Here is a 26,111-nt window from a genome sequence, read left to right as displayed (position 1 = left end):
CCCTCCACCTCCCCGGGGTCTTTTGATTGACTCCCGGACGAATGATGGCGTCGCCTCCCCAGAACATTGGATTCGACTCCACCCGCGGGCAGCTCAGGCGGGTGGCTCCATGGCTGCTCGTGCTGGTGCTGCTGACGTCGGTGGAGGCGGCGGCGCAGATCGTCAACGTGCAGGCGCTCTTCGACGAGGCGACATCACCCCTGGGAGTGTCGGGGGCGGCGGAGCTGTCGCTGGACTGGCGCACGGGCAGCACGGAGCTGCTGGTGGCACGCGGCACGGTGCTGGGCCAGTGGCGCACGGAGAAGCACACGCTGCTGGGCGTGGTGCGGGGCGAGTACGGCTATGCCCAGGACACGCTCATCGTCAGCCGCTTCCTGGAGCACGCGCGCTACCGCTACCGCTTCACGCCGTGGCTGGCGGGAGAGACGTTCCTGCAGCACGAGCTGGATGCCTTCCGGCGGCTGCGGCTGCGCGGCCTGGCGGGCGCGGGGCCCCGCTTCACGCTGTGGAGCACGGAGGCGGGCTCGCTCGTGCTCGGCGCGGCGGTGATGCTGGAGTACGAGCAGCTGCGCAACGACGGCGAGCCGGACGCGGGGCAGGAGCGGTTGGACCCGCGGCTGAGCAGCTACGTGATGGGCCGGGTGGAGTTGATGAAGAACATGAGCCTGGTGGAGACGCTGTACGTGCAGCCGCGGCTGACACAGTGGAGGGACGTGCGGGTGCTCAACGAGACGCTGTTGACGGTGCATCCCAACGAACGCTTCACCTTCAGCATGGGCTTCGTCCTCACGTACGACGCGGACCCGCCGGCTACAGTGTCGCGGTTCGACACGCAACTGCGCTCCTCCATCGGCGTGAAGTTCTGAGCGGCCCGGAGGCACGACGGGCGACGATTCATTGCCAGCGGGCTACAAGTTGATACGGAGGGAGCATGAGCCACGTGCGTCTATCCGCCGTCGCAACCTTGTTGCTCGCCTCGGCCGCGCTCGCGCAGCCCGCGGGCGTGCCGGGGTTCGAGCTGGAGCGTCTGGAGTTGAACCCCAATGCCCGGGGCTCGCTGGTCATGGGCACCGGCGAGCTGCTGCCCGCGGGCGGCTTCCGCCTCTCGCTGCTGGGGCATTACGAGAAGGATCCACTGGTGTTGTACGCGGACGGCAGCCCGGTGGGCGCGCTGGTGGGGCACCGGGCCACGGCGCACCTGCTGGTGGCGTGGGCGCCCCTGAGGTGGCTGGAGCTCGGCGCCCAGCTGCCCATGGTGGTGTGGCAGAGCGGGGATGACCTCAGCGCCCGGGGCCTCGGGGCGCCAGCGACGACGGGCCTGTCCACGCCCTCGGCGCACGTGAGGGTGGGGCTGCTCTCGCAGCGGCGGGAGAACCCGGTGGACCTGGCCGTCGAGCTGGGCGTGGGCCTTCCGGTGGGCAGCGCCGAGGCGCTCGCGCGCGACACCACCTTCCGATTCTCTCCCAAGGTGATGGTGGGCCGGCGCTTCGGCCTGCTGCGCGCCGGTGTGGAGGCGGGCGTGCTGGTGCGGCCCACCTCCGCGCTCATCGCGGACGAGAACGTCCAGGACGAGGTGGGCAACGAGGTGCGCCTGGGCGCGGTGCTGGCCACCACGGGCAGCGGGCTGCGCGGCGAGCTCAACGTGCGAGGCACCGTGCCGCTCACCCGGCAGCCGGGCTCGCTGGAGCTGCTCGCCGGCCTGCGGATGCCGCTGGGGAGCCTGGGCGAGCTCTACGCACTGGGAGGTCCCGGCTTCGGAGACACGCCGGGCACGCCCTCCTTCCGCGTGCTGCTCGGCGTGGCGCTGGGAGGCACCGAGACCGATGAGCCCCTCACCGCGCGGGATGACGACGGCGATGGCGTGAGCAATGACCAGGACAAGTGCCCCAACGAGGCGGGCCCGGCCGCGAGCCAGGGCTGCCCGGTGAAGGACACGGATGGGGACGGCATCGTGGACTCGGCGGACCGGTGCCCCCGCGAGGCGGGCCCCGCCGAGAACCAGGGCTGCGCGGACGTGGTGAAGGGCAAGGATTCGGACGGCGATGGCATTCCGGACTCGGCGGACAAGTGCCCGCAGGAGGCGGGCTCGGCCGACAACGGGGGCTGCCCGACGAAGGACCGGGACGGAGACGGTGTGCTGGACGCCATGGACAAGTGCCCCCGCGAGGCGGGCCCGGCCGCGCGTCAAGGCTGCCCGGTGAAGGACACGGACGGGGACGGCGTGGTGGATGACCGGGACACCTGCCCCACCGAGGCGGGACTGGTGGAGCTTCGCGGCTGCCCCTCGAGGGACACGGACGGCGACAGCGTGGCGGACCACCTGGACAACTGCCCCAAGCAGAAGGGCGAGGCCTCCAACCAGGGCTGCCCGGCCAAGGACGAGCAGCTCGTGGCCATCCAGAAGGGCAGCCTGGAGATCAAACAGGCGGTGTTCTTCACCACCGGCAAGGCCACCATCCAGAAGCGCTCCTTCCGGATGCTGGACCAGGTGGCCTGGGTCATCCAGCAGCACCCGGAGATCGAGAAGATCGTCATCGAGGGCCACTCCGATAACGTCGGCGACCCGGACGCCAACCGTCGGCTGTCGCTGGCGCGGGCCGAGTCGGTGAAGGACTACCTCGTGAAGAAGGGCGTGGAGGCCTCGCGCCTGGACACGAAGGGTTACGGGCCGGATCGGCCCCTGCTGCCCAACAAGACCGCCAAGGGCCGCGCGGCCAACCGCCGCGTGGCGTTCACCCTCGTCACCCCCGGAAACGAATGAAGACTCCATTCATGAAGACGTGGCTCGCGGCCGCGGTGTGCGTGCTGGCCCTCGGCTCGAGTGCGGCGCTGGCCGAGGCCGACACGGTGGGCGTGGGCACGGGGCGCAATCTGGCGCTCTCGGTGGATGCGCCCAACACCGTCATCAATAGCTACGCCCCCGTGACGGCGGCGCTCGCGGCGGGCAGCACCTCCATCCCCATCGGAACGTGTACTGGAAACGTCACCTGCTTCACCGCCGGTGACCTGGTGCTGGTGCACCAGACGACGAGCCTCGTGAAGGCAGCGACCCCGGAGCCGGTCGACATCACCACCGCTTCGGAGGGGGTGGCGCGCTGGGAGTTCGCGCGGCTGGCCGAGGGAACGACGACGGCGACGCTGGAGCTCACGGCCCCGCTCGTCCGGCAGTACGCGGCGAACGTGACGCAGGTCATCCGGGTGCCCGAGTACACCAACGTCACCATCGCCTCGACGGGCATCATCACCGCCCCGGCCTGGGACGGAAGCACGGGAGGCATCGTCGCGTTCCTGGCCAATGCCACGGTGAACAACAATGGAGTCATCACCGCTAGCGCCCTTGGATTTCGTGGAGGCCAGTACGTGAATGATGCCACGGGGGCCTCGGGCTGCGCGGGAACCACGGCACTGGATCAGCCGGCCCCCTCGGGCGCTCAGAAAGGCGAGGGCATCGTCAATACGCGTTACGGAACCACCCAGACCGGGCGTGGCAACGTGGCCAATGGCGCGGGCGGTGGAGTCTGCGTCAAGTCGGGAGGAGGCGGCGGTGGCCATGGCGGGGTGGGTGGCCAGGGAGGACGCTCGAGCGACGGAGGACGGGACGTGGGCGGGCTGGGAGGCGCGGCACTCACCTACGAGCCCTTGACCCAATGGGCGTTCGGCGGTGGCGGAGGAGCCGGTCATGGCACCAACGGCACGGGCGTACCGGGAGGGCGTGGAGGTGGCGCCATCTTCATCCGGGCCGGGCAGCTCACGGGCTCCTCGGGCACCCTCAGCGCCTCGGGCGGCTCGGCCAGCGCCTCGAACCTGGATGGAGGCAGTGGCGGTGGCGCGGGTGGCTCCATCTACCTGCGCGTCATCAGGACAGCCGACTGCGGGGCACTCCTCGCCACGGGCGGCATCGGCGGCAACGTCAACACCCTCCGGGTGGGGCCTGGAGGTGGAGGTGGCGGTGGGCGGGTGCTGTTCCAGGCCGAGGGAGGCACCTGCCCCATCAGCGCCAATGGCGCGACGGCCGGAGTCCAGCTGGAGACCTCGGAGCCCGCCTACGGAGCCCAACCGGGTAAGGATGTCCCTCCCACCGTGCTGCCGGGCGGCTTCGTCGTGCCCGCTCGGCCCACGATCCTCACGCCGCGCAACGGCGCGGTCACCAGCAACCGCCGTCCCCCCATCACCGGCGAAGCGCTGCCCGCGGGTGTCGAGGTGATCCTCTACATCGATGGCATTGAGGCCGGCAGGGTGACGTCCGACGCCAGCGGCAACTACACCTTCACCCCCACCACGGACCTGTCCGATGGCCCGCATACGGTGCAGGCCGTGTCGGAGGTGCTGGCGGTGCGCAGCGTCCGGAGCGAGATCAACACCTTCACGGTGGACACCACGCCTCCGGACACCACCATCGTCTCTGGCCCGACAGGCTTCACCCGGCAGAACACCGCGACGTTCGAGTTCAGCGCGACGGAGCCGGACGTCACCTACGAGTGCAACGTGAACGATGCGGGCTTCACCGCGTGCCCGTCGCCGTTCATCCTCAACGCGCTGGCCGAGGGGGCGTACACCCTGCAGGTGCGGGCCCGGGATGCGGCGGGCAACGTGGACGAATCCCCGGCCACGCGGAGCTTCCGCGTCACCGGCGCGGACCTCGCCCTGCTGGGCAGTGGCTGCTCGGCCACGGGAGGGGACGCCTCACTGCTGCTGTTGGGCCTGGGCACGTTGAGCGCCCTGACCCGCCGCCGGCGCCGGGGTTAGCCGCCCCAGCGCTTCGTGGTCATCGCCAGGGGCTGGCCGGTCTCGAGCAGCGACTTGAGGCTCGAGAGGATGGGCGGCCAGCCCTGCGAGATGCCCTTCATCATCGCGCCGCCCTCGACGAGTTCGTCGTGCATCACCGTGAGGCGCACGGTGCTGACGTAGACGAACTGCGGCTTAGGACTCGTCATCTTCTTCCAGCCTTGTCTTGAGCGCGTGCAGCGCGTGCAGGCGCTGACGCTCGAACTTCCCGATCCACCGCTCGTAGATGTCCTGCAGCGGCACGGGATTGAGGTAGTGCAGCTTCTCTCGGCCCCGCCACACGACGGCGACGAGGTGGGCCTCCTCGAGCACGGCCAGGTGCTTGGTGACCGCCTGACGCGACATGTCCAGGTGCTCGCAAAGCTCGCCGAGCGTCCGCCCGTTCTCCTGGTACAGCAGGTCCAGGAGCTGCCGGCGGCTCGGATCCGCGAGCGCCTTGAACACGATGTCCATGTCCATCTATCCCTGGAATCATGCAACCTACGGGTTGCATGTCAAGGGGACGGAGCTTGGAGCCGTCCCATGACTTGCGAGGTCATTCCCGGCCGCGAGCGCTTCTGACTTGCCAGGTCACCCCCTTCCCGGGAGGATGGCGGGCCATGCAACAACCCGCGCTGCCCCGAACGCTCCACCCCGAGGCACTTCCACCTGGCACGGTGGTGGGCCACTGGCGCGTGGTGGAGCGGCTGGGAGTGGGCGGCTACGGCGCCGTCTACCGGGTGGAGGACATCCATCATCCCGGCGTCATGCCGCTGGCGCTCAAGCTGGCGCTGCGCCGGGGGGACGCGCGCGCCGGGCGCGAGGTGGTGCTGCTGATGGACAAGGCGGTCCACCCCCATGTGGTGCGCTTCCACGGCTGCGGGCACTGGCCGGACCCGGTCGAGGGCCACAGCTACTACGTCATGGACCTGGTGCCGGGCCTGCCGCTGGACGTGTGGGCCGAGACGCGCAACACGTCCTTCCTCGAGTTCGCCCGGGTGGGGGCGAAGATGGCCCTGACGCTGGGAGAGTTGCACACGCGGGGCGTGGTGCACCGGGACGTGAAGCCCGAGAACATCCTCATCCGCGAGCCGGACGGAGCGCCGGTGCTGGTGGACTTCGGCATCGGCTCCTACGAGGGTGCCGCGCCACTCACGCCCGCGCCGTTACCACCGGGCACGACGCACCTGCGCAGCCCCGAGGCCATGTGCTTCTGGCTGGAGCGCGGCAAGCACTCGGGCGAGCTATACGAGGTGGGGCCCGCGGATGACCTGTACGCGCTGGGGGTGAGCCTGTACCGCGCGGCGACGGGGCACTACCCCTTCAAGCCCGAGGTGCTGGGAGACCTGCTGGTGCTGGCGATCGCCACGCAGGGGGTCCCCGTGCCCCGGGCCATCAACCGCCGGATGCCGAGGGCGCTGAGCGACGTGCTGCTGCGCATGCTGGCGAAGGACCCGAGGGAGCGCTACCGCGACGGCGCCGAGGTGCACGACGCGCTGATGGCGGCGGCGGCCTTCGGCGAGCGAGGAAAATGGGAGGCGAGCCTCTTCGAATGGGAGGAGGTACCGGCGGCACTGGAGGGCGAGGCCCCCGCGCGACGCATCCGCCGGCCGGAGCTGCCCACGCGGTTGATGACACCGCCCGCGCCCGGCGTGTGGCTCGCGCAGGGAGGCAACTTCACGAAGGGAAGAGGCAGGCGGGCCGGAGACACCGCGGCGCGGGGGCAACCGAGACGTGGCCTGGCGCGCTCATGGAAGCGGCTGGGCGCGGTACTGGGACTCGGCCTCGCCGTGGCGGCCGTGTACGGGCTGACCACACGACCCGACGTGAAGCCCCCTCCACCCGTGGGTCACGAAATGGCGCGAACCGCCAAGTCCTCTGACACTGGGTCGGCCGCGGCTCCACTACTTTCGGAGTCAACCCCCGCGGCCGTCGCCGTCCAGGCGATGTCCTCCGAGGACGAGGCCCCCGTGAAGACGAAGCAGCAGAAGAGCCCCACCCCGCCGAAGAACCCGCAGCAGACCAGGGCGTCCAACAACAAGAGCCTGCGCGGCCTGTGTGTTGGAGCCGCGGCCGCCACGCAGATGGCCTGCGCGGGAGCCCAGATCGCCAAGGCCCCCGGACCCGAGGAGTGCCCGCCTGGTTCCATGGAAGCCATGACCCAGACGCTCGGCAATCTCTTCAGCAGGGCCAGCAATCCCTTCCATGGCAAAGGACCTGGTATCCGCCTGACCGATGGAAGCGGACACTGGATGCCCGTGCGCGAAGGCGATATCTCGGTCCTCCTCTCGGACTGGTGGGGCAAGCTGCCCGCGAACAGTGTGCTCACCGGGAAGATGTACTTCGCGGAAGGGCGCGCCTACGCACGCCTCACCCGGGCCTGGACGCCCCAGGGAACCACCTTTCCCATCTGCGCGGAGCTGTGGGAACCGACCGTGCGCGGCCTCGAGCTGAGGCCAGGAAAGACCCGCGGCGAGTTCGAGGCGTTCTCCACCAACATCGATGCGCATCCACTCCGCCACTTCGATTGACGCGCCCTTCTCTCCAAACCACCATGCTTCTCGCCTCCGCCGCCGCGCTCCTGCTGCGCTCCTCACTCTCACAGGCCGCGGTCCGTCGGCCCTACCCGGAGTCGTGTGACGAGCCCGCGCGCTCCATCGAGCTACTGGCGGAGTCCGCCCGGGAGCCGCTCGAGGTGTGCATCAGCGCGGAGCTCTCCACCACCTTCGTCTTCGACTCCGGCGTTGCCCGGGTGGAGATGGAAGACGCGGAGAGGTTCCAGCGGGTGGCCATGGACAAGGGCACCCTCGTGCTCGTGCCCAGGAGGAAACCACGCAACGGGAAGTCCTCGCGGTTGACGGTGTTCTTCGAGGGGGACACCGCCCCCGCGAGCGTCGCCTTCATGTTGGTGGTCCACCCGGCCCGCCTCGCCCGGGAGGTGGATGTCTTCCGCTTCGGACGTCCGGAGGAGCCCTGGGAGCGCGAGCTCCGCGAGGTGCGGGAGGAGAACGAAAGGCTCGTACAAACGCTGAAGCAACTTCAGGCGGAGTACCAGGGACAGGGACCCCTCACCGGGCTATTCGCCAGGGGCAGGATGGAGATAGGCACTCAGGAGATCGTGTTCAACGATCTCTCGAAGTCCATCACCAAGAATCCGGCCAACGCCCTCGACGTCGAGGCAGTCTTTGCCTACCGCTACACCACGGCCGTCCCGGACGGTGAAGAGCCATTGGTCCAGGTGGCCGTGGTGCTGAAGCTGAGGAACCCAGGGGCGCACCCCTGGACGGCAGCGAGGGCCGCCCTGGTGCGTGAGGGCGAAGAGGTGAAGCAGCCCGGCGTGTGGCAGGCCCACCCGCTCGCGCCCCTGGGCCGAGGCTTCGTCGTGGCGGAGACGGAGCTGCTGGAACGAGCGGCCCGCGAGAAGCTCACGCTCCGGCTCTGGGATGAAGGTGGAGCCCAGAGCGTCGAGATTGGAAGCGTGAGCTTCCACTGATGGCTGAATCCCGCAGAAGTGGGCAGCATGGTCCCACTGTCCACATAAACGGATCAATCCCATCTTCTTCCGCTCCGCCTTCGCTGCTGCCTCACCCGGTGGGGAGCGTGGGTCAGCCCTCTTCATTGAAGACAAGTGACTCCAAGAAAAGACGCAGGCTGTGATTGCGTGTGGCGCAGTCCTCCAGCGTACTTCGCTTGCGGAAGCCCCGGCTCAGCTTGTCGTGGTGTTCGTAGGCCCTCATCTGGGAGAGCTGCTTGCACTCCTTGTCCGAGTGGCGCTGGTCCACCACCTTCTTGAGCGCCTTCTTGGGATCGCGAGCGGTGGAGGTCTCCTTCTTTTGATAGAGCGTCAGGATCCACGCCTCGGTCTCCTCGATGGCGATGGCGTAGCGAAACGGGTCCGACTTCCGTCCGGAGAGCCACTCGTCGAGCTTCGCCGCGACGCGCCTGTGCAACTCGATGGAGGAGTCTCCCGTCGAGCCCGAAGGACGGGTGACGTCGTATCCGGCCATCTCCGCTTCCGCCGTGTCGATGTGGATGACGACCAGTCGCTCCTCGTCGATGGGGCTGTTCAGGAACTCCTCCAACAGTGAGCCGGTCTTGCACTCCTGCTTCACGAGCCCCCAGTTGCTGAATTGCTCCTCCGACATGGAGTGGAGGTCCGTTTCATCGAGCGCATATTGAGGCCGCAGGAACTGGATGTCCTCGAAGTCGAGGCCAAGCCGTCCCCTCAAGATATTGGAGATGACGGCGAGGTCACCCCGGCCCTCCGCGATGATTCCGATTCGCATGGCCCGGTTCAGAACGCCTTGGGGAGCCCGCCAAGGTGTCCGCGCATCCACAGTTCCGAGAGCTTGTAACTGGGCTCGCCTTTGGCCTGGGGCTTGAGCTTGATGCGCTTGCCCACGGAGTGCCCCTGGTCGTTGCGGTGGATGACGATGAGTCGCTGATCGTCATCGTGCAGATCCAGCCCATCCAGGATGGCGGGGTTATGCGTGGTGATCAGCACCTGCTTGTCATGCGCCTTGGCCATCGCCGCGAGGGACTTCATCAGCTCGCGGCAGAGCTGTGGGTTGAGCGCGGTCTCGATGTTGTCGATGGCGAAGATGGGCGGTGTCTTGTCGCTCAGGAACAGGGCCAGATAGAAGAGGATGTGGAGAATGCCCTCGTTCGCGTTCTCGGCGGAGAAGACGTTGTTGCCCTTTTTCATGAACCGGTCCCGGAAATAGAGCCGGGAAGTGCTTCGTCCGAGCTTGTGCCCCTTGAACTTCAGCTCATCCTGGGTGTCGATGAGGAGATTGTCGAACCAGGGAATGAACTTGCTGTAGCGCACGAGTTCGCGGCGCTGTGCCTGGGTCAACTCCTCGAGGAAGACGTCCAGGTTCTCGCCATGGATGCCCAGCGGGAGTCTACGGCTGGTGTTCTGGATGCCACGCAGCGCCAGTGGATTCAGATTGTAGATGCAGAAGCTCTTCAATTGCTTCTGAAGGATGGAGGTGTTTGGACGCTTGAGTTTTAATTTCGAGAGTTCCTTCAGTATATCTTTGGACGGCTCCTTGCTGAAATCATGCTTGTCAAGGAGTCGCAGAAGCCTCTCCAGGGCTGCCGTGTCGGATGTAGTCTCTAGAATCAGGGTATTGCTGATTGCATCAACTCGCCAGCCCGAATCGATGTCGCTGGCATCTGGAACCAACCGAAGATCCAACTGGGGGGCCACTTCATCCGGAGATGACGTTCGGGCCTCGGCGGTAAGCGTGAGCGCGATGTCTTGGATGGTCTTCTTCTGTAGAAACGAGCTGATGGTAATGGACGGCTTGGCGATCCGGACACCTCTTGTATAGAGGTCCTCGATTTCAAGCGTGCCGTCAGCGGCCGCGCTCGCCGTGGCGAAGGCCTCGAGGATGTTGGTCTTGCCCGCGCCGTTCTCGCCGATGAAGACGTTGATCCGCCCAAGCTCGAGCGTGTAGTCGAGGATCGACTTGAAGTTCTGGATGTGGATCTTCGTGATCATGCCGGGGCACACCTTAACCCCGGCAGACAGCTCCTCGGAAGATTCCTCGCCTCGCCCCACGTGCACGGCAAGCACACGGTGGCGCAGCTCCCCCCAACCCAGGGACACTCCCTCCCATGTAGCCACAGATGGGGTGTGTGAACGAAACCGGGGCGGCCTCAACCCACCATGGGCCTCACCGTGCACACGGCGCGACAGAACACTGGCCCCACAGGCCGCGCCCGGCGCGCTGAGCCGCGGACTCGAGCGCCTCGAACTCCGCGCGCCGGGACCTGCCCGCGGGAGACACATAGAGGGCGCAGGCGTACCCGCCCTCCGCGAGCAGGGTATTCACCTCGCGTCCGTCCACCGTCACATACGCGAGCAGCCGCCCATAGCGGTCGGTACACGCCTCGCCGTACTCCAGCCGCACCAGGTGTCCCTCCACGAGTGAGCGGTTGAAGTCCCGGGCCTCGGCGCCGAAACACTCATGCTTGCCGCCCGTGCTCTCCGGGGTGTCCACGAGCAGGTAGCGCACGCGCTCGCCGCTCTGGAGCACGATCGTGTCCCCATCCACGACCCTCGACACCACGCCAGCTCCCGGTCCACACCCGGCCTCCGAGCCACACGCGCACAGCACGACGAGCCCCAGCCCGAGCACCACGCACAGCACCCGCCAGCCATTCCTCAGGTGCATGGACGGTTCTCCGCGCCAGGGGTGCCCTGGTCTCCCAGGCCGAAGCGGAAGTCCTTGGGCGTCGGACAGAAGCTCTCGGGCGCATCGTTGCGCGTGGCATCCCTGCGCGCCGGATCGAGCTGCCGGGACACGCCGGGCGTCGCGGCGCTCGTCCAGGCCACCTCGTCGAGCAACGTCTCCTCCAGGGACAACCGGAGCACATGGGGCTCCTGGCCATTGCTCAAACCGAACGCGAAGGTTCCCAGCACGGGAGGCAGCCCCCCGTTGAGCGTGGTATCGGCGCTCCGCGCGAGCACGCCATGGGTGCCCGCCTTCAACTCCAGACACCGCGAGTCGCCGAGCAGGGCCCGGCCACTCCCCTCGTTGGCGAGCGTCACGCCATTGAGGTCCACATCGCGCAGGGCATACACCTCCACCCACTCCCCCTGCGCATCCGCCACGGCCTTCGGGTCAGCCATGACCTCGGTGATGACCAGGTCCCCCGGGCGCGGACGCGACAGACTCCGGACCGTCCCCGTGCGTGAAGACAGACACGAGCCCGCGGGCACACCTCCATCCGTGGCGGCCTCCGCGCAAGGCGGGTTCGCGGCGCCGGGGCTCGCCCGCGTGCCACCGTCCGAAGCGGGCGCATCACACCAGCGGCCCGCCTCGTCATTGTCGACCGCGTCCGGGACGAGCCTCCCGTCGTAGATGCGCGCCACGCCCGAGCGGAGGGGCCCGGAGTAGCGCACCTCGTCGACGACGACGGAGCCACAGCGCAGGCCCACGAGCCCGCCCGCGTTGCCCAGCGAGCCCAGGACGTCGCCGTACGAGTGAGTCACATGGGCGGGCAGGGACTCGGAGCGCACGTCGCCGAGCACCCCATAGGCCCTCGGCTCCACGGGCACGGACGCCTCGAAGAGATAGGCCCGCTCCTGCGAACCATCCGGGCGGGCCGCGTAGAGCAGCAGCCCACGCAGGTCCACCGCCGCGCGCCCGGGGTTGTGGAGCTCCAGCCACTCCTGCCCGGTGTCCGTCCCCTCGGGGTCCGGCAGGAGCTCGGTGAAGACGACGTCTCCGGGCCGCCACCCTTCACAAGCGGGCTCCACGTCATCGAACAAAGGGCCACAGGCGCCACACATCAGCACCAGCGCCAGGGAAGAACAGCGATTGGGAATGACTCTCATCCAGGTCGGCTCCATCTAGAAACGGCCTTCCAGCTCCAGCCGGAAGAGGTGTTGCGGAAGCTCGGGCGGCGAGCGCGCGCCCACGGGTGCCTTCAGGTCGAGCACGAGCTCGTACCGGGCGCGCGTCCCCAGCGCGGCGGCGGCGTCCCAGGCCACCTCCAGCGAGGTGCGCACGGACTGCGTGAGCCGGGTGTTCTCCGAGAGGTCCTCGTCCTGCCAGCTCGCGCGTCCGTGCAGGCGCAGCGAGGACAGTGGCCGCACGAGCACTTCGAACGAGGCCCGGCCGTCCTGCTGGAAGCTGCCGGGGCGCTGACGGCTGCCCACCAGGGTGTGCTGGTACTGAGCGGCCAATCGCAGACTCTCGGTGGCGTCGAGCCGAACACGGCCCGCGACGCGGTACTGCTCACCGGCGCAGTCCTCGCCCTCGAAGCACAGCCCGGGTCCGTTCTGGCCGAGGTCCTTGTTGCGAAGCTCCACCCACACCGAGGGCTGGAGCTCCGGCACGCCCACGTAGTCCACACGGGCGGAGGTCCCCAGGTGGAAGGTGCCGGAGGCCTCGCCGCCCGGTGGCTGCGTCCACACGTCCACCTTGCCCGTCATGCGCCACGCGCCGTCCTCCGTCGGGTGCAGGTAGCGCAGCCGGGCGCCCAGCTCGTTGCTCGCGCGCAGGCCCTCGAATTCATCCGGGCCGGAGACGGGACGGCTGTAGGGATTGTCGAAGCCGCGCTCGTAGTAGCGCAGCGTCAGCTCCAGCTCGCGCCTCCGGTCACCGAGCACGGTGCGCTGAACGGCACCGAAACCTCCACCCGCCGCAGAGAAGCTCCGCACGGCCTCGAGGAAGAGGTCCACCGGCCCGGCGCCCCACGTGGCATCGGCGCCCACCGCGCCATAGCCACCGCCCGCGGGGAAACGCGAGCTCGGCTTCAGGTCGAGCCCCGCGCCCTCCACCGCCCACACCGGCCAGGCGCCCCACCCCGTCAGCCCCGCGCGGGTCCTCGGGGAAAGTCCCACGGTGACATGGCCGCCCCCGGCCAGCTCGTGGAAGACATCCGGCAGGGTGCGCGAGACGAAGCGCACGGAGCCCGGCGTCCGCATCCCCGGGAGCACGGCGAGCACATCCGGCGTCTTGCGCGTCCGCGTGTCGAGCAGCTCGTACTGCGACAGGTCCCGCGACTGGTGCGAGCCGAAGCCCGTGAAGGCCAGCGTCACGCCCTCCACCTGCCCGCGCACGGTGCCGGCGACGCCGCGAAAGCCCTCGGTCCAGGCGAAGTCCGGGGTGACACGCCCCGGGGGCTCCTCCGCCGGACACGCGCCCGTGCCCGTCAGCATGCAACGCCGCTCGGGGCCGCCAGGCGGTTGGAAGCCATCATCGGGTACGAAGCCATCCGGTGCCGGGCGGCCCGTGGTGTCCAGGGTGAGCCGCTGCCCGAAACCCAGCCGGTACGTCCCCACCAGCACCGAGGCGTGCTCGCCCTCCCACCGCAGGTGAAGCTTCGGCACCTGGGGCACCACACCGGGCAGCCCGGCCACCAGTGCGCGGCGGCGAGGCTCGTAGCGCACGGCCTCCAGGCGCCGCCGGGTGAGCGAGGCCACGGCTCCGCCCTTCAACCCCAACGGGCCCTCGGCCTGGGCGTGGAGCAGCACCGGCGGCACCAGCGCATCCGCCGCCCCATACGCGGTCAGCAGGCGCAGGCGCCCGGAGACAGGGCTCGAGGCACGAGCCTCCCCGGCCAGGAAGGGCCGCACCCGCTGGAGCTGCTCCGCGGTGAGCACGCCGGCCTCGACGAGCGCCTCCGGCGCGAAGTCCCCCTCCCCCCGCGCCCGGTACGCGAGCAGCGCATCCACCTGCGCCCAGGTGAGGCCCGGCAGCGCGTACAGCGCCTCGCGCGAGGCCGTGCGCACATCCACCCCGGTGCGCAGCAACTCCCGCAGCGTCTCGAAGTCCTCCTCCGCGAGGACGCCGTCCTCATACAGCGCCCGGAGGTCCGCCTCGTCGGAGAGGGATACCTCCACGTCGTACGGCTCGGCCCGCGCGCCCGTCACGGCGAGGAGCAACCAGGTCGTCAGCAGGGCAGGCGGGCAGGCGGCTTTCACGCGGCCGGCGCACTGCACGAAGGAGACCAACGAGGACACCTCGGGGACCCCACCCGCGAGGTGTCCCGGGCGGGAAACGCCCATCCAGGCCGCGGACCCAAACCTCCGTCCGCCCACACTGGCGGCGTCGGGGTTCCATCCCGGAGAGGGTTGGCCGGGAGCGCGGGGCCATCTATCGTTGCGACAGGCTTCTCACCGGCGTTCCATGGGTCACGTGCACATCATCCGAGACTTCGCATCCCCGCAGGAGGGCTTCACCCGCACCGTGCGCATCTACACGCCGGACGGGTACGAGCAGGCCCCCCACCACCGGTTCCCCGTCCTCTACATGCACGACGGGCAGAACGTGTTCGCCCATCCCGAGTCGGCCGTCTTCGACACCTGGTGTGCCAACCTCACGCTGGAGCGGATGGTGGACGAGGGCCGGGCGGAGCCGTGGATCATCGTGGCCGTGGACTCGGGCCCCGGGCGGCTGGAGGAGTACTCGCCCTGGAACGAGGGACGCGCCAACGTGCGGGCCCGGGGGGACGTCTACGCCCGCTTCATCGTCGAGACGCTCAAGCCGTACGTGGATGGCATGTACCGCACGCGCCAGGGCTCCGAGTGGACGGCCATCATGGGCTCGTCGCTGGGCGGGCTGATGTCGCTGTACCTCGGCTGGAAGTACCCGGAGGTGTTCGGCCGCATCGGCGCGCTGTCGCCCTCGGTGATGTGGAGCGAGTACAAGCTCTTCGAGCACTGGACGTCCCACAGCCGGCGCTGGTCGCGCATCTACCTGGACGCCGGGACGCACGAGTGGATCAACCCCGGAGGCGTGCCGCTGCCCTACGGCGAGGCGACGCGCGACTTCTACGTCCACCTCAAGCAGCTGGGGTACGCGGACCACGAGCTGGCGCTGGTGCTGGAGCCGGAGGGGCTGCACCACGAGGCGGCCTGGCAGCGTCGGCTGCCGGTGGCGATGAACTGGCTGCTCGGCTGACGAGGCCCGGGTGAAGCCCCGCGAGGTCAGAGTCGAGGACCGGAGGGTCTTCGTCCAGGTGGTGGAGGGACTGCTGCGTCACGGCGTGGGGGAGCGCGTGACGCCGCGGCTGCGCGAGCGGCTGAGGCAGGTGGGGTTGGACCTGGACCGGCCGCTGTTGCCGGCCTACCCGGTGAGCCAGTGGACGCACTGCCTCCACATCATCCTGGAGGAGGTGTACCCGGGCGTGCCGCGCGAGGAGGGCTTCCGGCGGCTGGCGGCGCACCACGTGGAGGGCTACGGGCAGACGCTGGTGGGCAAGGCGATGATGCGGCTGTTGCGGCTGCTCGGGCCCAAGCGCACGGTGCGGCAGATGGTGCAGGCGCTGCGCGGCGGAGACAACTACACCGAGGTGCGGCTCGAGGAGTTGGAGCCCGGCCTGTGGGAGATGTGGATGAACTCGGTGCTGGACGCGCCGGGTTATGCCGAGGCGCTCTTCGTGAGCTTCCTGAAGGCGAGCGGGGCGGTGGAGCCCCACGCGTCCATCGTGCGCAGGGAGGAGGAGGGAACGGTGTACCTCCTGCGCTGGAAGGAGCGCTGAGGCGTCAGACGGTGGCCTGGATGAGCCGGATGGCGTCCTGGGTGGCGGCGAGGTTGTCGTAGCGGGTGAGGTACATCTCGTTGCCCATGGCGTTGTGGTAGACGGCGGGCAGCTCGCGGTGGAGCAGGAGCGCGTCGCCGAGCTTCGCCACCAGCTCCGCGTGGGAGTAGCGGTAGCGGCGGGAGGCGCGCCGGGCGACGTGGCACACGTGGTACTTGGGCGTGTAGCGGAAGTCGCGCAGGTCATCGCCGGTGAGGAGGCGGGCCCAGAGGCGGTAGACGTCCATGTCGCAGGCGTAGTTCATCTGGTCCGTCATGAAGCCGCCGGGCGGACGCAGGTTGGCCTCGAGGGCGACGAAGCTGCCATCGGAGAGGCGGAAGAACTCGAGGTGGAACCAGCGCTCGCGCAGACCGAGCGCGGCCACGGCGCGGCGGCCGAGCGTCTCGAGGGCGGGAGGAATCTCCTTGAGGCTCCAGAAGGAGATGTCGCGCTGCTCGAGGACCACCTCCATGACGCCATCGCTGTACTCGTGGCTGAGGCGGAAGACGATGTGGCCCTCGCGGTCCACGATGCCGTCATAGGTGACGATGGCGCCGCGCACGAAGGCCTGGGCGACGTAGTGGGGGAGGGGCTCCTTCAGGGCGGCATCGACCTCGGCATCGGAGGAGACCTTGAAGGTGCTGGCGGCGCCGACGCCGACGTCGGGCTTGAGGACGAGCGGGTAGCCGACGTTCTGGGCGAAGGCCTTCACCCCGGCGGCGTCCTTGACGGGGATGCAACTGGGGTGGGCGACGCCGGCCTGCTTGAAGACATCGTGCATGCCCATCTTGGTGCGCAGGCGGGCGATGTCGGCGGGGAGGAGGCCGGGGACGTGGAAGTCCTCGCGGAGGCGGGCCTCGACCTCGAGCCATGTCTCGTTGAGCGACTCGATGCGATCGATGCGGCCGTGGCGCCAGGTGAGGTAGCCGGTGGCGCGCAGGAGGGCGTCGTAGTCGTTGAGGTTGGGGGTGAAGAAGTACTCGGAGAGGGACTCCCGGAGCTCATGGCGGAGGGAGTCATAGGGGGTGTCGCCGATGCCCAGGACCTTGACGCCGCGCTCACGCAGGGCGGAGACGAAGTGGAAGAACTGAGGAGGGAAGTGGGGGGAGATGAAGACGACGTTCATGGACGGGCTCGGGCGAGGCCTCTTGCTCGGCGTGGCACCATAGCGCGACCCGGGGCGGCGCCCACTTCCGGGCCAGGGCCCACGTCGAGGAGGAATCCGGGAGTGAACCTCCCCTCGCCCTCCGGGAGAGGGACGGGGTGAGGGTATCCGGGCCCCGGGTCGAGCCCCGAGTCAACTCCCTCTCCGCTCGGGAGAGGGAGGGGTTCACCGTGCTTCGCTCAGCTCTTCGTGAGCGGGCGGTAGCGGATGCGGTGCGGCTCCAGGGCCTCGGGGCCCAGGCGCTTCTTCTTGTCCGCCTCGTAGTCCTGGAAGTTGCCCTCGAAGAAGAACGCCCGGCTGTCTCCCTCGAACGCCAGGATGTGCGTGGCGATGCGGTCCAGGAACCAACGGTCGTGGCTGATCACCACCGCGCACCCCGCGAAGTTCAGCAGCGCCTCCTCCAGGCTCCGCAGCGTCTCCACGTCCAGGTCGTTCGTCGGCTCGTCCAGCAGCAGCAGGTTGCCGCCGCTCTTGAGCATCTTCGCCAGGTGCACCCGGTTGCGCTCGCCGCCCGACAGGTCCTTCACCCGCTTCTGCTGATCCTGTCCCTTGAACGCGAACCCCGCCAGGTACGCGCGGCTCGGCATCTGCCCCGCACGGCCCAGGTCGATGTAGTCCAGCCCGCCGCTCACTTCCTCGAAGACGCTCTTGTCCCCGTTCAGCGCGTCGCGGCTCTGGTCCACGTACGCCATCTTCACGTTCTCGCCCACGCGCAGCTCGCCCGCGTCCGGCTTCTCCACGCCCGTGAGCATCCGGAAGAGCGTCGTCTTGCCCGCGCCGTTGGGGCCAATCACTCCCACGATGCCACCGGGCGGCAGCCGGAAGTTCAGGTCGTCGATGAGCAGCCGCTCCCCGAACGCCTTGCGCAGCCCCTTGGCCTCCACCACCAGCCCGCGCAGCGGCGGCCCCGGCGGAATCGTCACCTCGCCCGTCGGGTCTCGCTTCTCCTGCGTCTGGTTGAGCAGATCCTCGTACGCCGAGATACGCGCCTTGCTCTTGGCCTGACGCGCCTTGGGCGACGCGCGCACCCACTCCAGCTCGCGCTTGAGCGTCTTCTGCCGCGCGCTCTCCGACTTCTCCTCCAGCTCCAGCCGCTTCTGCTTCTGCTCCAGCCAGCTCGAGTAGTTGCCCTTCCAGGGCACGCCCTCGCCGCGGTCCAGCTCCAGGATCCACTCGGCCGCGTTGTCCAGGAAGTAGCGGTCGTGCGTGATGCAGACGATGGTGCCCTTGTACTCCTTCAGGGCCTGCTCCAGCCACGCCACGCTCTCGGCGTCCAGGTGGTTGGTGGGCTCGTCGAGCAGCAGCAGGTCCGGCTTCTCCAACAGAATCCGGCACAGCGCCACGCGGCGCTTCTCACCGCCGGACAGCTTCGTCACGTCCGCGTCCCCGGGCGGCAGACGCAGCGCGTCCATGGCCATCTCCAGGGTCCGGTCCAGCTCCCAGCCGTTGCACGCGTCGATGGCGTCCTGCAGCTTGCCCTGCTCGGCCAGCAGCTTCTCCATCTGCGCGTCGTCCATGGGCTCGGAGAACTTCGCGCTCACCTCGTTGAAGCGGTCCAGCAGCGTGCGGATGGGCTTGAGGCCCAGCTCCACGTTGCCCTTCACGTCCAGCGTGGGATCCAGCTGCGGCTCCTGCGCCAGGTAGCCCACGCGCGCGCTCGGGTCCGGCTTCGCCGTGCCGAAGAACTCCGTGTCCACGCCCGCCATGATGCGCAGCAGCGTCGACTTACCGGAGCCGTTGGGACCGATGACGCCAATCTTCGCGCCCGGGAAGAACGACAGGTAGATCCCCTTCAGGATGTCCTTGCCGCCCTTGACCTTGCGCAGGTCCTGCATGGTGAAGATGAAATTCTGGGCCATCGTGCTCTTTCTGCCTCCGACTCGGTGACGTAGACGCTGGCGGATACCAGGGAGCCGCGGCGGGCTCAAGGCGCTCGGCCGCCCGCTCGCGATACAGGACGCGGGTTTCCCGGGGTTCCGCCCCTTCCGACCCAGAACAGCCCACGCCGCGCCCCGCGTCCTCCCCTCCCCCGCTCTCCCGAGCCCCCCTGCCCTCCAGCCGGGATCCCCCCCCTCGACGCTCCGCGCCACCCGGGACCCCCCTCCCCCCTCCCGCGTCACGGAAACGTGCTCGGGACTTCCCGGCGGCCCTGGGGGTGGTAAAGGCGTCCTCCACCATGTCCTCCACACCCGCGCTCGAGCTCCGCGGCCTCACCAAGAACTACGGCGGCAAGCTCACGGCCCTCACCGACGTCAACCTCACCATCCGCCCCGGGGAGATCTTCGCCCTGCTCGGCCCCAACGGTGCCGGCAAGACGACGCTCATCGGCTCGGTCTGCGGGCTGGTGAAGAAGACGAGCGGCAAGATTCTCGTCTTCGGGCACGACCTGGACGACGACCCGGTGCGCCCGCGCTACGAGGTGGGCCTGGTGCCGCAGGAGATCAACTTCGATCCCTTCTTCTCGGTGGCCGAGTCACTCTACATCCAGCAGGGCTACTACGGGCAGAAGCGGGACGAGGCGCGGGTGATGGAGGTGCTCACCGCGCTCAACCTGCGGAACAAGGCGGACTCGCTCACGCGGGCGCTGTCGGGCGGCATGAAGCGCCGGCTGCTGATCGCCAAGGCGCTGGTGCACAAGCCGCGGCTCGTCTTCCTGGACGAGCCCACCGCGGGCGTGGACGTGGAGCTGCGCCGGGACCTGTGGAACTACGTGCGCAAGCTGGCGTCCGAGGGCACCACCATCGTCCTCACCACGCACTACCTCGAGGAGGCCGAGGAGCTGGCGGACCGGGTGGGCGTCATCAACGAGGGCAAGCTGCTGCTGGTGGAGGAAAAGAAGGCGCTGCTGCGCCGGCTGGGCGAGAAGCGCCTCATCGTCACCTTCACCGAGCCCGTCACCACGCCGCTGCCCGAGTCCGTGCGCAAGGCGGGCGCCACGCTCTCCGCCGACGGCCGCACCGTCACCTACCCCGAGCGCGAGGGCTGTGCTCCCGCCGGGGACATCCTCCGCACGCTCTACACCCAGGGACTCCCGGTGGGGAACGTGGAGACGCGCCACTCGCGCCTCGAGGACATCCTCATCGACATCCTGCGCGGCAAGCCCGCCGCCGCTGGCGCCGCCTGAGCGCCCCACCCGACTCCTCACGACTTCCCACGACGACCACATGAACACGATTGGGATGAAGTCCCTGCTGGCCAAGGAGGTCCGCCGCTTCATGCGCGTGCCGGGCCAGACGGTCCTCTCGCCGCTCATCAGCACCTCGCTCTACTTCCTCGTCTTCGGCTACTCGCTCTCCGGGCGAGTGCACGAGGTGGAGGGCGTGCCCTACCTGCAGTTCATCGTCCCGGGCCTCGTCTTCATGGGCCTGGCCAACAACGCCTTCCTCAACAGCAGCTCCTCGCTCTTCATCACCAAGATTCAGGGCACGGTGGTGGACCTGCTGGTGGCGCCGCTGGGGCCGCTGGAGCTGATGGCCGGCTTCATCGGCGGGGCCATGGTGCGCGGGCTGATGGTGGGCGGGCTCACCTGGGCGGTGGCCACGCTCTTCACCGGCTTCCGCCTGGAGCACGCCCCCGCCGCGCTCCTCTTCCTGCTGCTGTCCTCGTACACCTTCAGCGTGCTGGGGATATTGGCCGCCGTGTGGGCCGAGAAGTTCGAGCAGATCAACTTCTTCCCCACCTTCGTGATGCTGCCGCTCACCTTCCTGGGCGGCATCTTCTACTCGGTGCGCGAGCTGCCCTCGCCCTGGAATCACATCAGCCTCTTCAACCCCATGGTCTACATGGTGGAGGGGCTGCGCTACGGCATGCTGGGCCAGAGCGGCTTCTCTCCGCTGTTGGGCGCCAGCATCCTCGTGGCTGTCGCCCTGCTGGCCACGGGCGTGGCGTGGGCCGCGTTACGCTCTGGCTACAAACTGAAAGCCTGAGTGGCCAACGCTCGGTTGCCTGCCTGCTCCCGCGACAGAATGTCGCGGCGAGGACATTCGCTGATTCTCAGAAGCCGGGTTATTGTGTTGCGTCATGGCTGTTGCCTTCGGCAAGTACCAATTGCTGCGCAAGATTGCCTCCGGCGGGATGGGACAGGTGTTCCTGGCGCTGGAGCGAGGCGCGGGTCTGGAGAGACTCGTCGTCCTCAAGCTCATCCTGCCGCACCTGGCCGAGGATGAGGACTTCCTCGCGATGTTCCTGGAGGAGGCGCGGCTGGTGGCCCGGCTGGCGCACCCCAACCTCATCACCATCCTGGAGCTGACGGAGATCGACGGCCGGCACTGCCTGGCCATGGAGTACGTGCAGGGCGACGACGTGCGCCGGCTGGAGAAGTTCGCGCGGGCGCAGGGCAAGCCGCTGCCGGTGGGGCTGGTGCTGCGCATCATCGCGGAGGCCGCGGCGGGGCTGCACTACGCGCACCAGGCGCGCAACCCGCAGGGCCAGCCGCTGCAGCTGGTGCACCGGGACGTGTCGCCGCAGAACATCCTGGTGGGCTTCGACGGAGGCGTGAAGGTCATCGACTTCGGCGTGGCCAAGGCGGCGGGAAGCGCGTCCAACACGGCCACCGGGGTGCTCAAGGGCAAGTACCCGTACATGTCTCCCGAGCAGGCCAACGGCCAGCCGGTGGATGGGCGCAGTGACTTGTTCGCCCTGGGCGTGGTGCTCTGGGAGATGCTGACGGGCCGGCGCCTGTTCAAGGGCGAGTCGGACCTGATGACGCTGCGGCTGGTGCGCGACTGCCAGGTGCCGCCGCCCACGCAGCTCAACCCGAAGCTGCCGCCGAGCGTGGACGAGCTGGTGCTCCGGGCGCTGGCACCCACGCCGGAGGGGCGCTTCCCGGACTGCGGGGCCTTCCGCCTGGCCATCGAGGACTACATCCTCCAGTACCGGTTGCCGGCCAGCAACGCGCACCTGTCCGCGTACCTGAGGGACCTGTACACCGAGCGCATCACGCGCGAGTCGGATCCCGCCAACCTGGATCAGCTCGCCGAGGACGCGGACCTGGACTCGAAGTCCAACTCGTCGCGCAGCAGCGTGCGCTCGCAATCGCATCAGCCCGCGGGCCCGAAGCTTCCCACCCCGGGGGGGACGGGAACGCCCGTCGTTCCGCCGCCCCGGCCGCTGACGAACAGCCGCGGCCCCCAGACGCTGTCGATTCCACCGGTTCCCGAGCCCAAGCGGCGCATCCCGCGGGTGGCCCTCCTGGCCAGCGTGGGCACGCTGCTGGTGTGCGCGGGGGCGGCGATCGTCATGTTGCGCCAGCAGCCGGCCGAGGTGCAGCCGGTGACGGAGCCCGCCCCGGTGGTGCGGACGCGGACCGAGCCGCCCTCCACCGGGCAGACCGCGCAGGAGGAGCCCCCGCCCGCGAAGCTGCTGAAGGTGCTCTCGGAGCCGGCGGGCGCGTTGGTGGAGGTGGATGGGAAGCAGTACGGCCCGACGCCGATGGAGCTGCCGCTCCCCGCGCAGCCGGTGAAGGTGGCGCTGAAGCTGGACAACTACGAGACGGCGGAGCGCTGGGTGTCCGCCGACGACGCGCCCGGGTTCTCGGTGAAGCTCACCCCGAAGGTCTCGGCGCAGAAGCCGCCACGCCGCAACCCCGCGCTGGACATCAAGATGGGCCGTTGACCCGCCCCTGTCCCTCCGGGTGAGGGACGGTGTGCCGGGACGGTGTGAGGTATGGAGGGGGTCAAGCAGTTCACGGCCATGGCCATCCTGCGGCTCGTCGAGGAGGGCAGGCTCCGCTACGACGACCGGGTGGCCGAGGTGCTCCCCGGCTTCCCCGCACCTGTGGCTCGCCAGCCCCGGGGCGACTCCCTGGCCCTTCGAGACCTTCCCCAACGCGCGCTAGACTGGGGGAGACATGTCTCCATCGCTCCGCTCCCGTTCGCTGCTCGCGTGCCTGCTGTTGATGACGGGCCTCGCCTGCGGCACGAAGAGGAAGCCCTCCGAGGAGTACACCCAGGCCTACCTCGCCTTCGGGCGGCTGACGGCCACGAAGTCGGACCTGGCCTATGTCGACCCGGAGATGACGACGATCGAGGAGCTGCTGCACCGGGTGCCTCCCCAGAGCATGGATGCGGAGGCGGCCTCCCGGCTGCTCGCGCGCATCGCCCAGGAGCGGCAGCGTGTCCTGACGGAGCAGGAGGCGATGAAGTCCAAGGTGGCGGACGACCTCGCCGGGATCGCGGGGCTGAAGGTGGCCAGCGCGGGTGACGCCAGCGAGGAGGAGAAACCTCGCGAGCTTCCGGGCTTCAACGGCCGCGTCGAGACCGTGGAGGTGGACGCGCTGCTGGAGCGGACGCGCACGGGGAACAAGGCCACGCTCGTCTTCGTCTACGCCTCGTCGTGCTCGTCCTGCCGGAAGATGTTCCCCACCGTGAACGCGGTGGCCCTCAACTACCGTGAACAGGGCCTGGAGGTGGTGGGCCTCTCGCTCGACACGGATGAGTCCGAGCTCGTCCGGTATCTGCAGCGGTCGCCCCCCGTGTTCACGCCCCTGCGCGCCGCGCCCCATGAGCCCGAGAGCCTCGCGCGCGTGGTGGATGACTTCGGAGGGACGTACCCGAACAACATCCCGTATCTCGCCCTGCTCGATGACAAGGGGAAGCTGGTGGCGGAGTCCCCCGGCAAGCTCCACCCCAGCTCGCTCGCGGCCCACATCGAGCAGGTCCTGCTGCGCTGAGTCCCCTCTCCCAGAGGACTCGTGGTTTCTCGACACGTGATACCGCGCACGGCCGAGCGCACCGGGTCCGCGTGCCCTCGCGGCCTTCCTCGACCCGCATACCCGGAAACCCTTATTTACTCGCAAATATCGACACCATTAGGGTCGAAGCATGCACTGGCATTTGCACTCGAAGCGCGCGGCCATGATGGCCGTGATGTTCGCGATCTCAGGCATTGCCGGAACCCAGGCGCACGCCCAGCAATGCGGCCCCGAGGCTCCAACAGAGGTCGAACCCCCCAATGACCGGATGAGCGACACGCGGCTCATGCGGCGCATCCTGCTCGGGCTCACCGGCACCACGCCGACCCTCGAGCAATACGAAGCGATGATGTCCGCGGCCACGCCCGAGGCGCGCGAGGCCCTCCTGAGCTCGACGCTCGAGGACGCACTGGCCTCGCCGAAGTTCTACGAGCGCATGCTGCGCTTCGGGCACGAGTGGCTCGCGGTGGGCGCGTACACCACCGGTGCTTCCGGCGACGCGTACCAGGGTGACATGTCCGGCCACCTCCACAAGTGCGCCGGCAACACCCTGCACCCGGGTGCGTACTACCACGTGAACGACTCGAAGGCCCCGAGCAAGCTGTGCAACGACCAGGACCCGGACGGCAATCCCGCCGTGGCCGAGGTGCACTCGGTCGAGCCCTGGTGGGCCCCGGGAACCACCGTCGAGGTGCTCGGCAAGGCCGGCTCCAACCACCATGATGGGCGCGCTGTCCTCGTTCCCGCGCGAGCGCGTCCGGGCCGCCCGCTTCCTCGAGATGTTCGCCTGCCAGAGCTTCTCGCCGCCTCCCGCGGACGTGCACTTCCCGCCGTACGAGACGGACCCCGCGACCGGCGGAACGTGCCTGCACTGCCACAAGACGCTCGACCCCGCGGCCATCGCCTTCAAGCGGTGGGACTTCACCCCGTTCACGAGCTACTACGTCCCGTGGCCCTTCATGCCGGGCGTGGGCAAGCAGCGCATCACCAAGGAGTGGCTGTCCGGCAAGTATCCGCACAACGGCTCCTCCCCGGGCTACCGGTGGAGGAACGCGTTCCTTCCCAACACCGTGCTCACCCCCGTCACCCCCGAGCAGATCGCCGCCAATCCGGAGGCGGTGCTGCTCGACACGATGCCCGAGTCGTACACGCTGCTCGGCATGCACGGCGACGGCACCATGGGCCCGCTCGGCTTCGGCAAGCTGCTCGTGCGCTCCGGCGAGTTCGACCGCTGCGCCACGCGCAAGCTGTACGCCATGTTCATCGGCCGGGAGCTGAACCCGGCCTCCGAGAAGCACTTCATCGACAAGCTCGCGAAGGAGTTCGTCGCACGCGACCGCAAGCTCCGTCCCTTCATCCGCTATCTCTTCGAGCAGCCCGAGCTGCGGAGGGGTCTGTGATGCGTACGCCGCGTTGGATGCCGAGAACCGCCGCGCTGCTCTCCCTGGCGCTCGCCGTGGGGGCCTGCACCGAGAAACCACCACCGGGCGGCACCGATAACCCGGACGATGGCGGGACGTGCGCCCCCGTGAACAGGAACGATGAGATCCGGCTCGGGCTCGCGCCCGCGTGTGAGGGCTGCCACCTCACCGGCAACAAGCCGTTCTTCGCCTCGCTCACCGCCTTCGAGAACGGGCTCGTGTACGACGAGCGGTACGTGAAGCGCGGAGACCCCGAGAACAGCCTGCTGGTGCAGCTGCTCGAGGCCACCGCCTCCGGAAGCTACCGCCAGATGCCGCTGGGCCAGCGCTACGACGAGATGGTCGCCAGCGGCCACGTCACGCTGACCATCGACCAGGTGAAGACCTGGATTCGCGAGCTGCCTCCTCCGCCCGAGCGGCTGGAGGTCGCGGATCCGCAGGCGTTCTCCGTCCGCTGGCTCTCCGCCGAGGAGATGGTGGTGAGCCTGATGGATCAGCTCGGGCTCACGCTCGAGGACTTCGTCAGCACCACGGATCCCAACTGGCGCAACAAGGCGTACGTGGTGAATGGCGGCAAGCTCTTCGTGTGGCCCGGGGATTGGTCCCCCGGCATCTCGAACGAGTACGTCTCCGACTCCCGGAGCGTCGAGCGGTACGACGCGCTCGGTGGCGGCAACTCGCTCGTGTACCGCAAGAAGGACGTGGGCTTCGGACCCTCCGCCGCGCAGACGCTGGTGCAGATGTCCCAGGCGTGGTGCGCGCGCGCGGTGGACAAGAAGGGCAACACGGCCGTGCTGCGCTACGTGACGCTCACCGACACCACCGCGAAGAACCCGGACGCCGTGCAGAAGAACCTGCGCGCGCTCTACCTGCGCATGCTCGGACAACCGCCCTCGGAAGCGGAAGCCAGGCAGCTGTTCGAGCAGGTCTATCTCCCGCTCGAGGCGCAGAGCCCGCGCCTGGGCTGGATTGGCGTCTGCGCGGCGCTCATCCGTCACCCGCTGTGGCTCACCTACTGAACCGAGGACAC

General features: G+C 68.9%; 22 protein-coding genes and 2 pseudogenes. 15 read left to right on the top strand and 9 right to left on the bottom strand.

Annotated elements, in window-relative coordinates; all coding sequences use genetic code 11:
- Positions 1-41 precede the first annotated feature (41 nt).
- The 3 genes from AC16DP_RS30575 to agmC all read left to right on the top strand — a co-directional run bounded on the left by AC16DP_RS30575 (position 42) and on the right by agmC (position 4,746).
- On the top strand, positions 42-866 hold the full coding sequence (locus AC16DP_RS30575; RefSeq protein WP_329731418.1) for a DUF481 domain-containing protein: 825 nt from the start codon (positions 42-44) through the stop codon (positions 864-866).
- A 65-nt stretch (positions 867-931) separates the two neighbouring features.
- Positions 932-2,761, top strand: coding sequence for an OmpA family protein (locus tag AC16DP_RS30570; protein ID WP_329731417.1), 1,830 nt, complete (start codon positions 932-934; stop codon positions 2,759-2,761).
- Positions 2,762-2,772: 11 nt separating this feature from the next.
- A complete protein-coding gene (agmC, locus tag AC16DP_RS30565) occupies positions 2,773-4,746 on the top strand; it encodes an adventurous gliding motility protein AgmC (protein ID WP_329731416.1) in 1,974 nt (657 codons plus the stop codon).
- Here agmC and AC16DP_RS30560 read toward each other — a convergent pair.
- Together AC16DP_RS30560 and AC16DP_RS30555 are read right to left on the bottom strand one after the other, a co-directional pair.
- Positions 4,743-4,934, bottom strand: coding sequence for an SRPBCC family protein (locus tag AC16DP_RS30560; RefSeq protein WP_329731415.1), 192 nt, complete (start codon positions 4,932-4,934; stop codon positions 4,743-4,745). The two genes, agmC and AC16DP_RS30560, sit on opposite strands and share 4 nt — an antisense overlap.
- On the bottom strand, positions 4,921-5,238 hold the full coding sequence (locus tag AC16DP_RS30555; RefSeq protein WP_329731414.1) for an ArsR/SmtB family transcription factor: 318 nt from the start codon (positions 5,236-5,238) through the stop codon (positions 4,921-4,923). Before AC16DP_RS30555 ends, AC16DP_RS30560 begins: the two co-directional genes overlap by 14 nt.
- Positions 5,239-5,384: 146 nt before the next feature.
- Here AC16DP_RS30555 and AC16DP_RS30550 point away from each other — a divergent pair, with 146 nt between their 5' ends.
- Both AC16DP_RS30550 and AC16DP_RS30545 read left to right on the top strand, forming a co-directional pair.
- A complete protein-coding gene (locus AC16DP_RS30550) occupies positions 5,385-7,295 on the top strand; it encodes a serine/threonine protein kinase (RefSeq protein ID WP_329731413.1) in 1,911 nt (636 codons plus the stop codon).
- Between the two features lie 23 nt (positions 7,296-7,318).
- Positions 7,319-8,257 carry a DUF2381 family protein gene (locus AC16DP_RS30545; RefSeq protein WP_329731412.1) on the top strand — a complete coding sequence of 313 codons (939 nt, stop codon included), beginning with the start codon at positions 7,319-7,321 and terminating at the stop codon, positions 8,255-8,257.
- A 112-nt stretch (positions 8,258-8,369) separates the two neighbouring features.
- Here the strand turns inward: AC16DP_RS30545 and AC16DP_RS30540 are convergent, their stop codons facing one another.
- The 5 genes from AC16DP_RS30540 to AC16DP_RS30520 form a co-directional block, all read right to left on the bottom strand.
- Positions 8,370-9,050: a hypothetical protein gene (locus AC16DP_RS30540; RefSeq protein WP_329731411.1), complete on the bottom strand. Its 681-nt coding sequence runs from the start codon at positions 9,048-9,050 to the stop codon at positions 8,370-8,372.
- An 8-nt stretch (positions 9,051-9,058) separates the two neighbouring features.
- Complete coding sequence (locus AC16DP_RS30535; protein ID WP_329731410.1) at positions 9,059-10,270, bottom strand: AAA family ATPase; 1,212 nt, start codon at positions 10,268-10,270, stop codon at positions 9,059-9,061.
- 175 nt (positions 10,271-10,445) lie between these two features.
- Positions 10,446-10,946 carry a thermonuclease family protein gene (locus tag AC16DP_RS30530; protein ID WP_329731409.1) on the bottom strand — a complete coding sequence of 167 codons (501 nt, stop codon included), beginning with the start codon at positions 10,944-10,946 and terminating at the stop codon, positions 10,446-10,448.
- A complete protein-coding gene (locus AC16DP_RS30525; RefSeq protein WP_329731408.1) occupies positions 10,937-12,112 on the bottom strand; it encodes a lamin tail domain-containing protein in 1,176 nt (391 codons plus the stop codon). The genes AC16DP_RS30530 and AC16DP_RS30525 overlap by 10 nt, the downstream gene beginning before the upstream one ends.
- 15 nt (positions 12,113-12,127) lie before the next feature.
- Positions 12,128-14,245 carry a ComEA family DNA-binding protein gene (locus tag AC16DP_RS30520; RefSeq protein ID WP_329731407.1) on the bottom strand — a complete coding sequence of 706 codons (2,118 nt, stop codon included), beginning with the start codon at positions 14,243-14,245 and terminating at the stop codon, positions 12,128-12,130.
- Positions 14,246-14,411: 166 nt separating this feature from the next.
- Between AC16DP_RS30520 and AC16DP_RS30515 the strand changes: the two genes are divergently transcribed.
- Together AC16DP_RS30515 and AC16DP_RS30510 are read left to right on the top strand one after the other, a co-directional pair.
- Positions 14,412-15,185, top strand: a complete 774-nt coding sequence (locus AC16DP_RS30515) for an alpha/beta hydrolase (protein ID WP_329731406.1) — start codon at positions 14,412-14,414, stop codon at positions 15,183-15,185.
- A gap of 10 nt (positions 15,186-15,195) precedes the next feature.
- The gene (locus tag AC16DP_RS30510) at positions 15,196-15,765 is read left to right on the top strand and encodes a DUF2378 family protein (protein ID WP_329731405.1); all 570 of its coding nucleotides are present in this window, start codon (positions 15,196-15,198) and stop codon (positions 15,763-15,765) included.
- Between the two features lie 4 nt (positions 15,766-15,769).
- Here AC16DP_RS30510 and AC16DP_RS30505 read toward each other — a convergent pair whose 3' ends face one another.
- Both AC16DP_RS30505 and ettA read right to left on the bottom strand, forming a co-directional pair.
- Complete coding sequence (locus tag AC16DP_RS30505; RefSeq protein ID WP_329731404.1) at positions 15,770-16,930, bottom strand: ATP-grasp domain-containing protein; 1,161 nt, start codon at positions 16,928-16,930, stop codon at positions 15,770-15,772.
- A 218-nt stretch (positions 16,931-17,148) separates the two neighbouring features.
- Positions 17,149-18,828, bottom strand: a complete 1,680-nt coding sequence (ettA, locus tag AC16DP_RS30500) for an energy-dependent translational throttle protein EttA (RefSeq protein WP_329731403.1) — start codon at positions 18,826-18,828, stop codon at positions 17,149-17,151.
- A 317-nt stretch (positions 18,829-19,145) separates the two neighbouring features.
- Here ettA and AC16DP_RS30495 point away from each other — a divergent pair, with 317 nt between their 5' ends.
- The 8 genes and pseudogenes from AC16DP_RS30495 to AC16DP_RS30460 all read left to right on the top strand — a co-directional run bounded on the left by AC16DP_RS30495 (position 19,146) and on the right by AC16DP_RS30460 (position 26,100).
- The gene (locus tag AC16DP_RS30495) at positions 19,146-20,093 is read left to right on the top strand and encodes an ABC transporter ATP-binding protein (RefSeq protein WP_329731402.1); all 948 of its coding nucleotides are present in this window, start codon (positions 19,146-19,148) and stop codon (positions 20,091-20,093) included.
- Between the two features lie 40 nt (positions 20,094-20,133).
- Positions 20,134-20,895 carry an ABC transporter permease gene (locus AC16DP_RS30490; protein ID WP_329731401.1) on the top strand — a complete coding sequence of 254 codons (762 nt, stop codon included), beginning with the start codon at positions 20,134-20,136 and terminating at the stop codon, positions 20,893-20,895.
- Positions 20,896-20,989: 94 nt separating this feature from the next.
- Entirely contained in the window at positions 20,990-22,582 is a 1,593-nt protein-coding gene (locus AC16DP_RS30485; protein ID WP_329731400.1) for a serine/threonine protein kinase, read from the top strand.
- Positions 22,583-22,633: 51 nt separating this feature from the next.
- A pseudogene (locus tag AC16DP_RS30480) lies at positions 22,634-22,744 on the top strand (serine hydrolase); the annotation flags it as partial.
- Positions 22,745-22,817: 73 nt separating this feature from the next.
- On the top strand, positions 22,818-23,639 hold the full coding sequence (locus AC16DP_RS30475; RefSeq protein ID WP_329731399.1) for a TlpA family protein disulfide reductase: 822 nt from the start codon (positions 22,818-22,820) through the stop codon (positions 23,637-23,639).
- Between the two features lie 151 nt (positions 23,640-23,790).
- A pseudogene (locus tag AC16DP_RS30470) lies at positions 23,791-24,081 on the top strand (hypothetical protein); the annotation flags it as partial.
- A gap of 298 nt (positions 24,082-24,379) precedes the next feature.
- Positions 24,380-25,060, top strand: a complete 681-nt coding sequence (locus tag AC16DP_RS30465; protein WP_329731470.1) for a hypothetical protein — start codon at positions 24,380-24,382, stop codon at positions 25,058-25,060.
- Positions 25,060-26,100, top strand: coding sequence for a hypothetical protein (locus AC16DP_RS30460; protein WP_329731466.1), 1,041 nt, complete (start codon positions 25,060-25,062; stop codon positions 26,098-26,100). Before AC16DP_RS30465 ends, AC16DP_RS30460 begins: the two co-directional genes overlap by 1 nt.
- Positions 26,101-26,111 lie beyond the last annotated feature (11 nt).

It is taken from the genome of Archangium sp., from assembly GCF_057119385.1.
The sequence above is the reverse complement of the archived record's forward strand: the minus strand, read 5'-3'. Positions and strand labels throughout refer to the sequence as shown.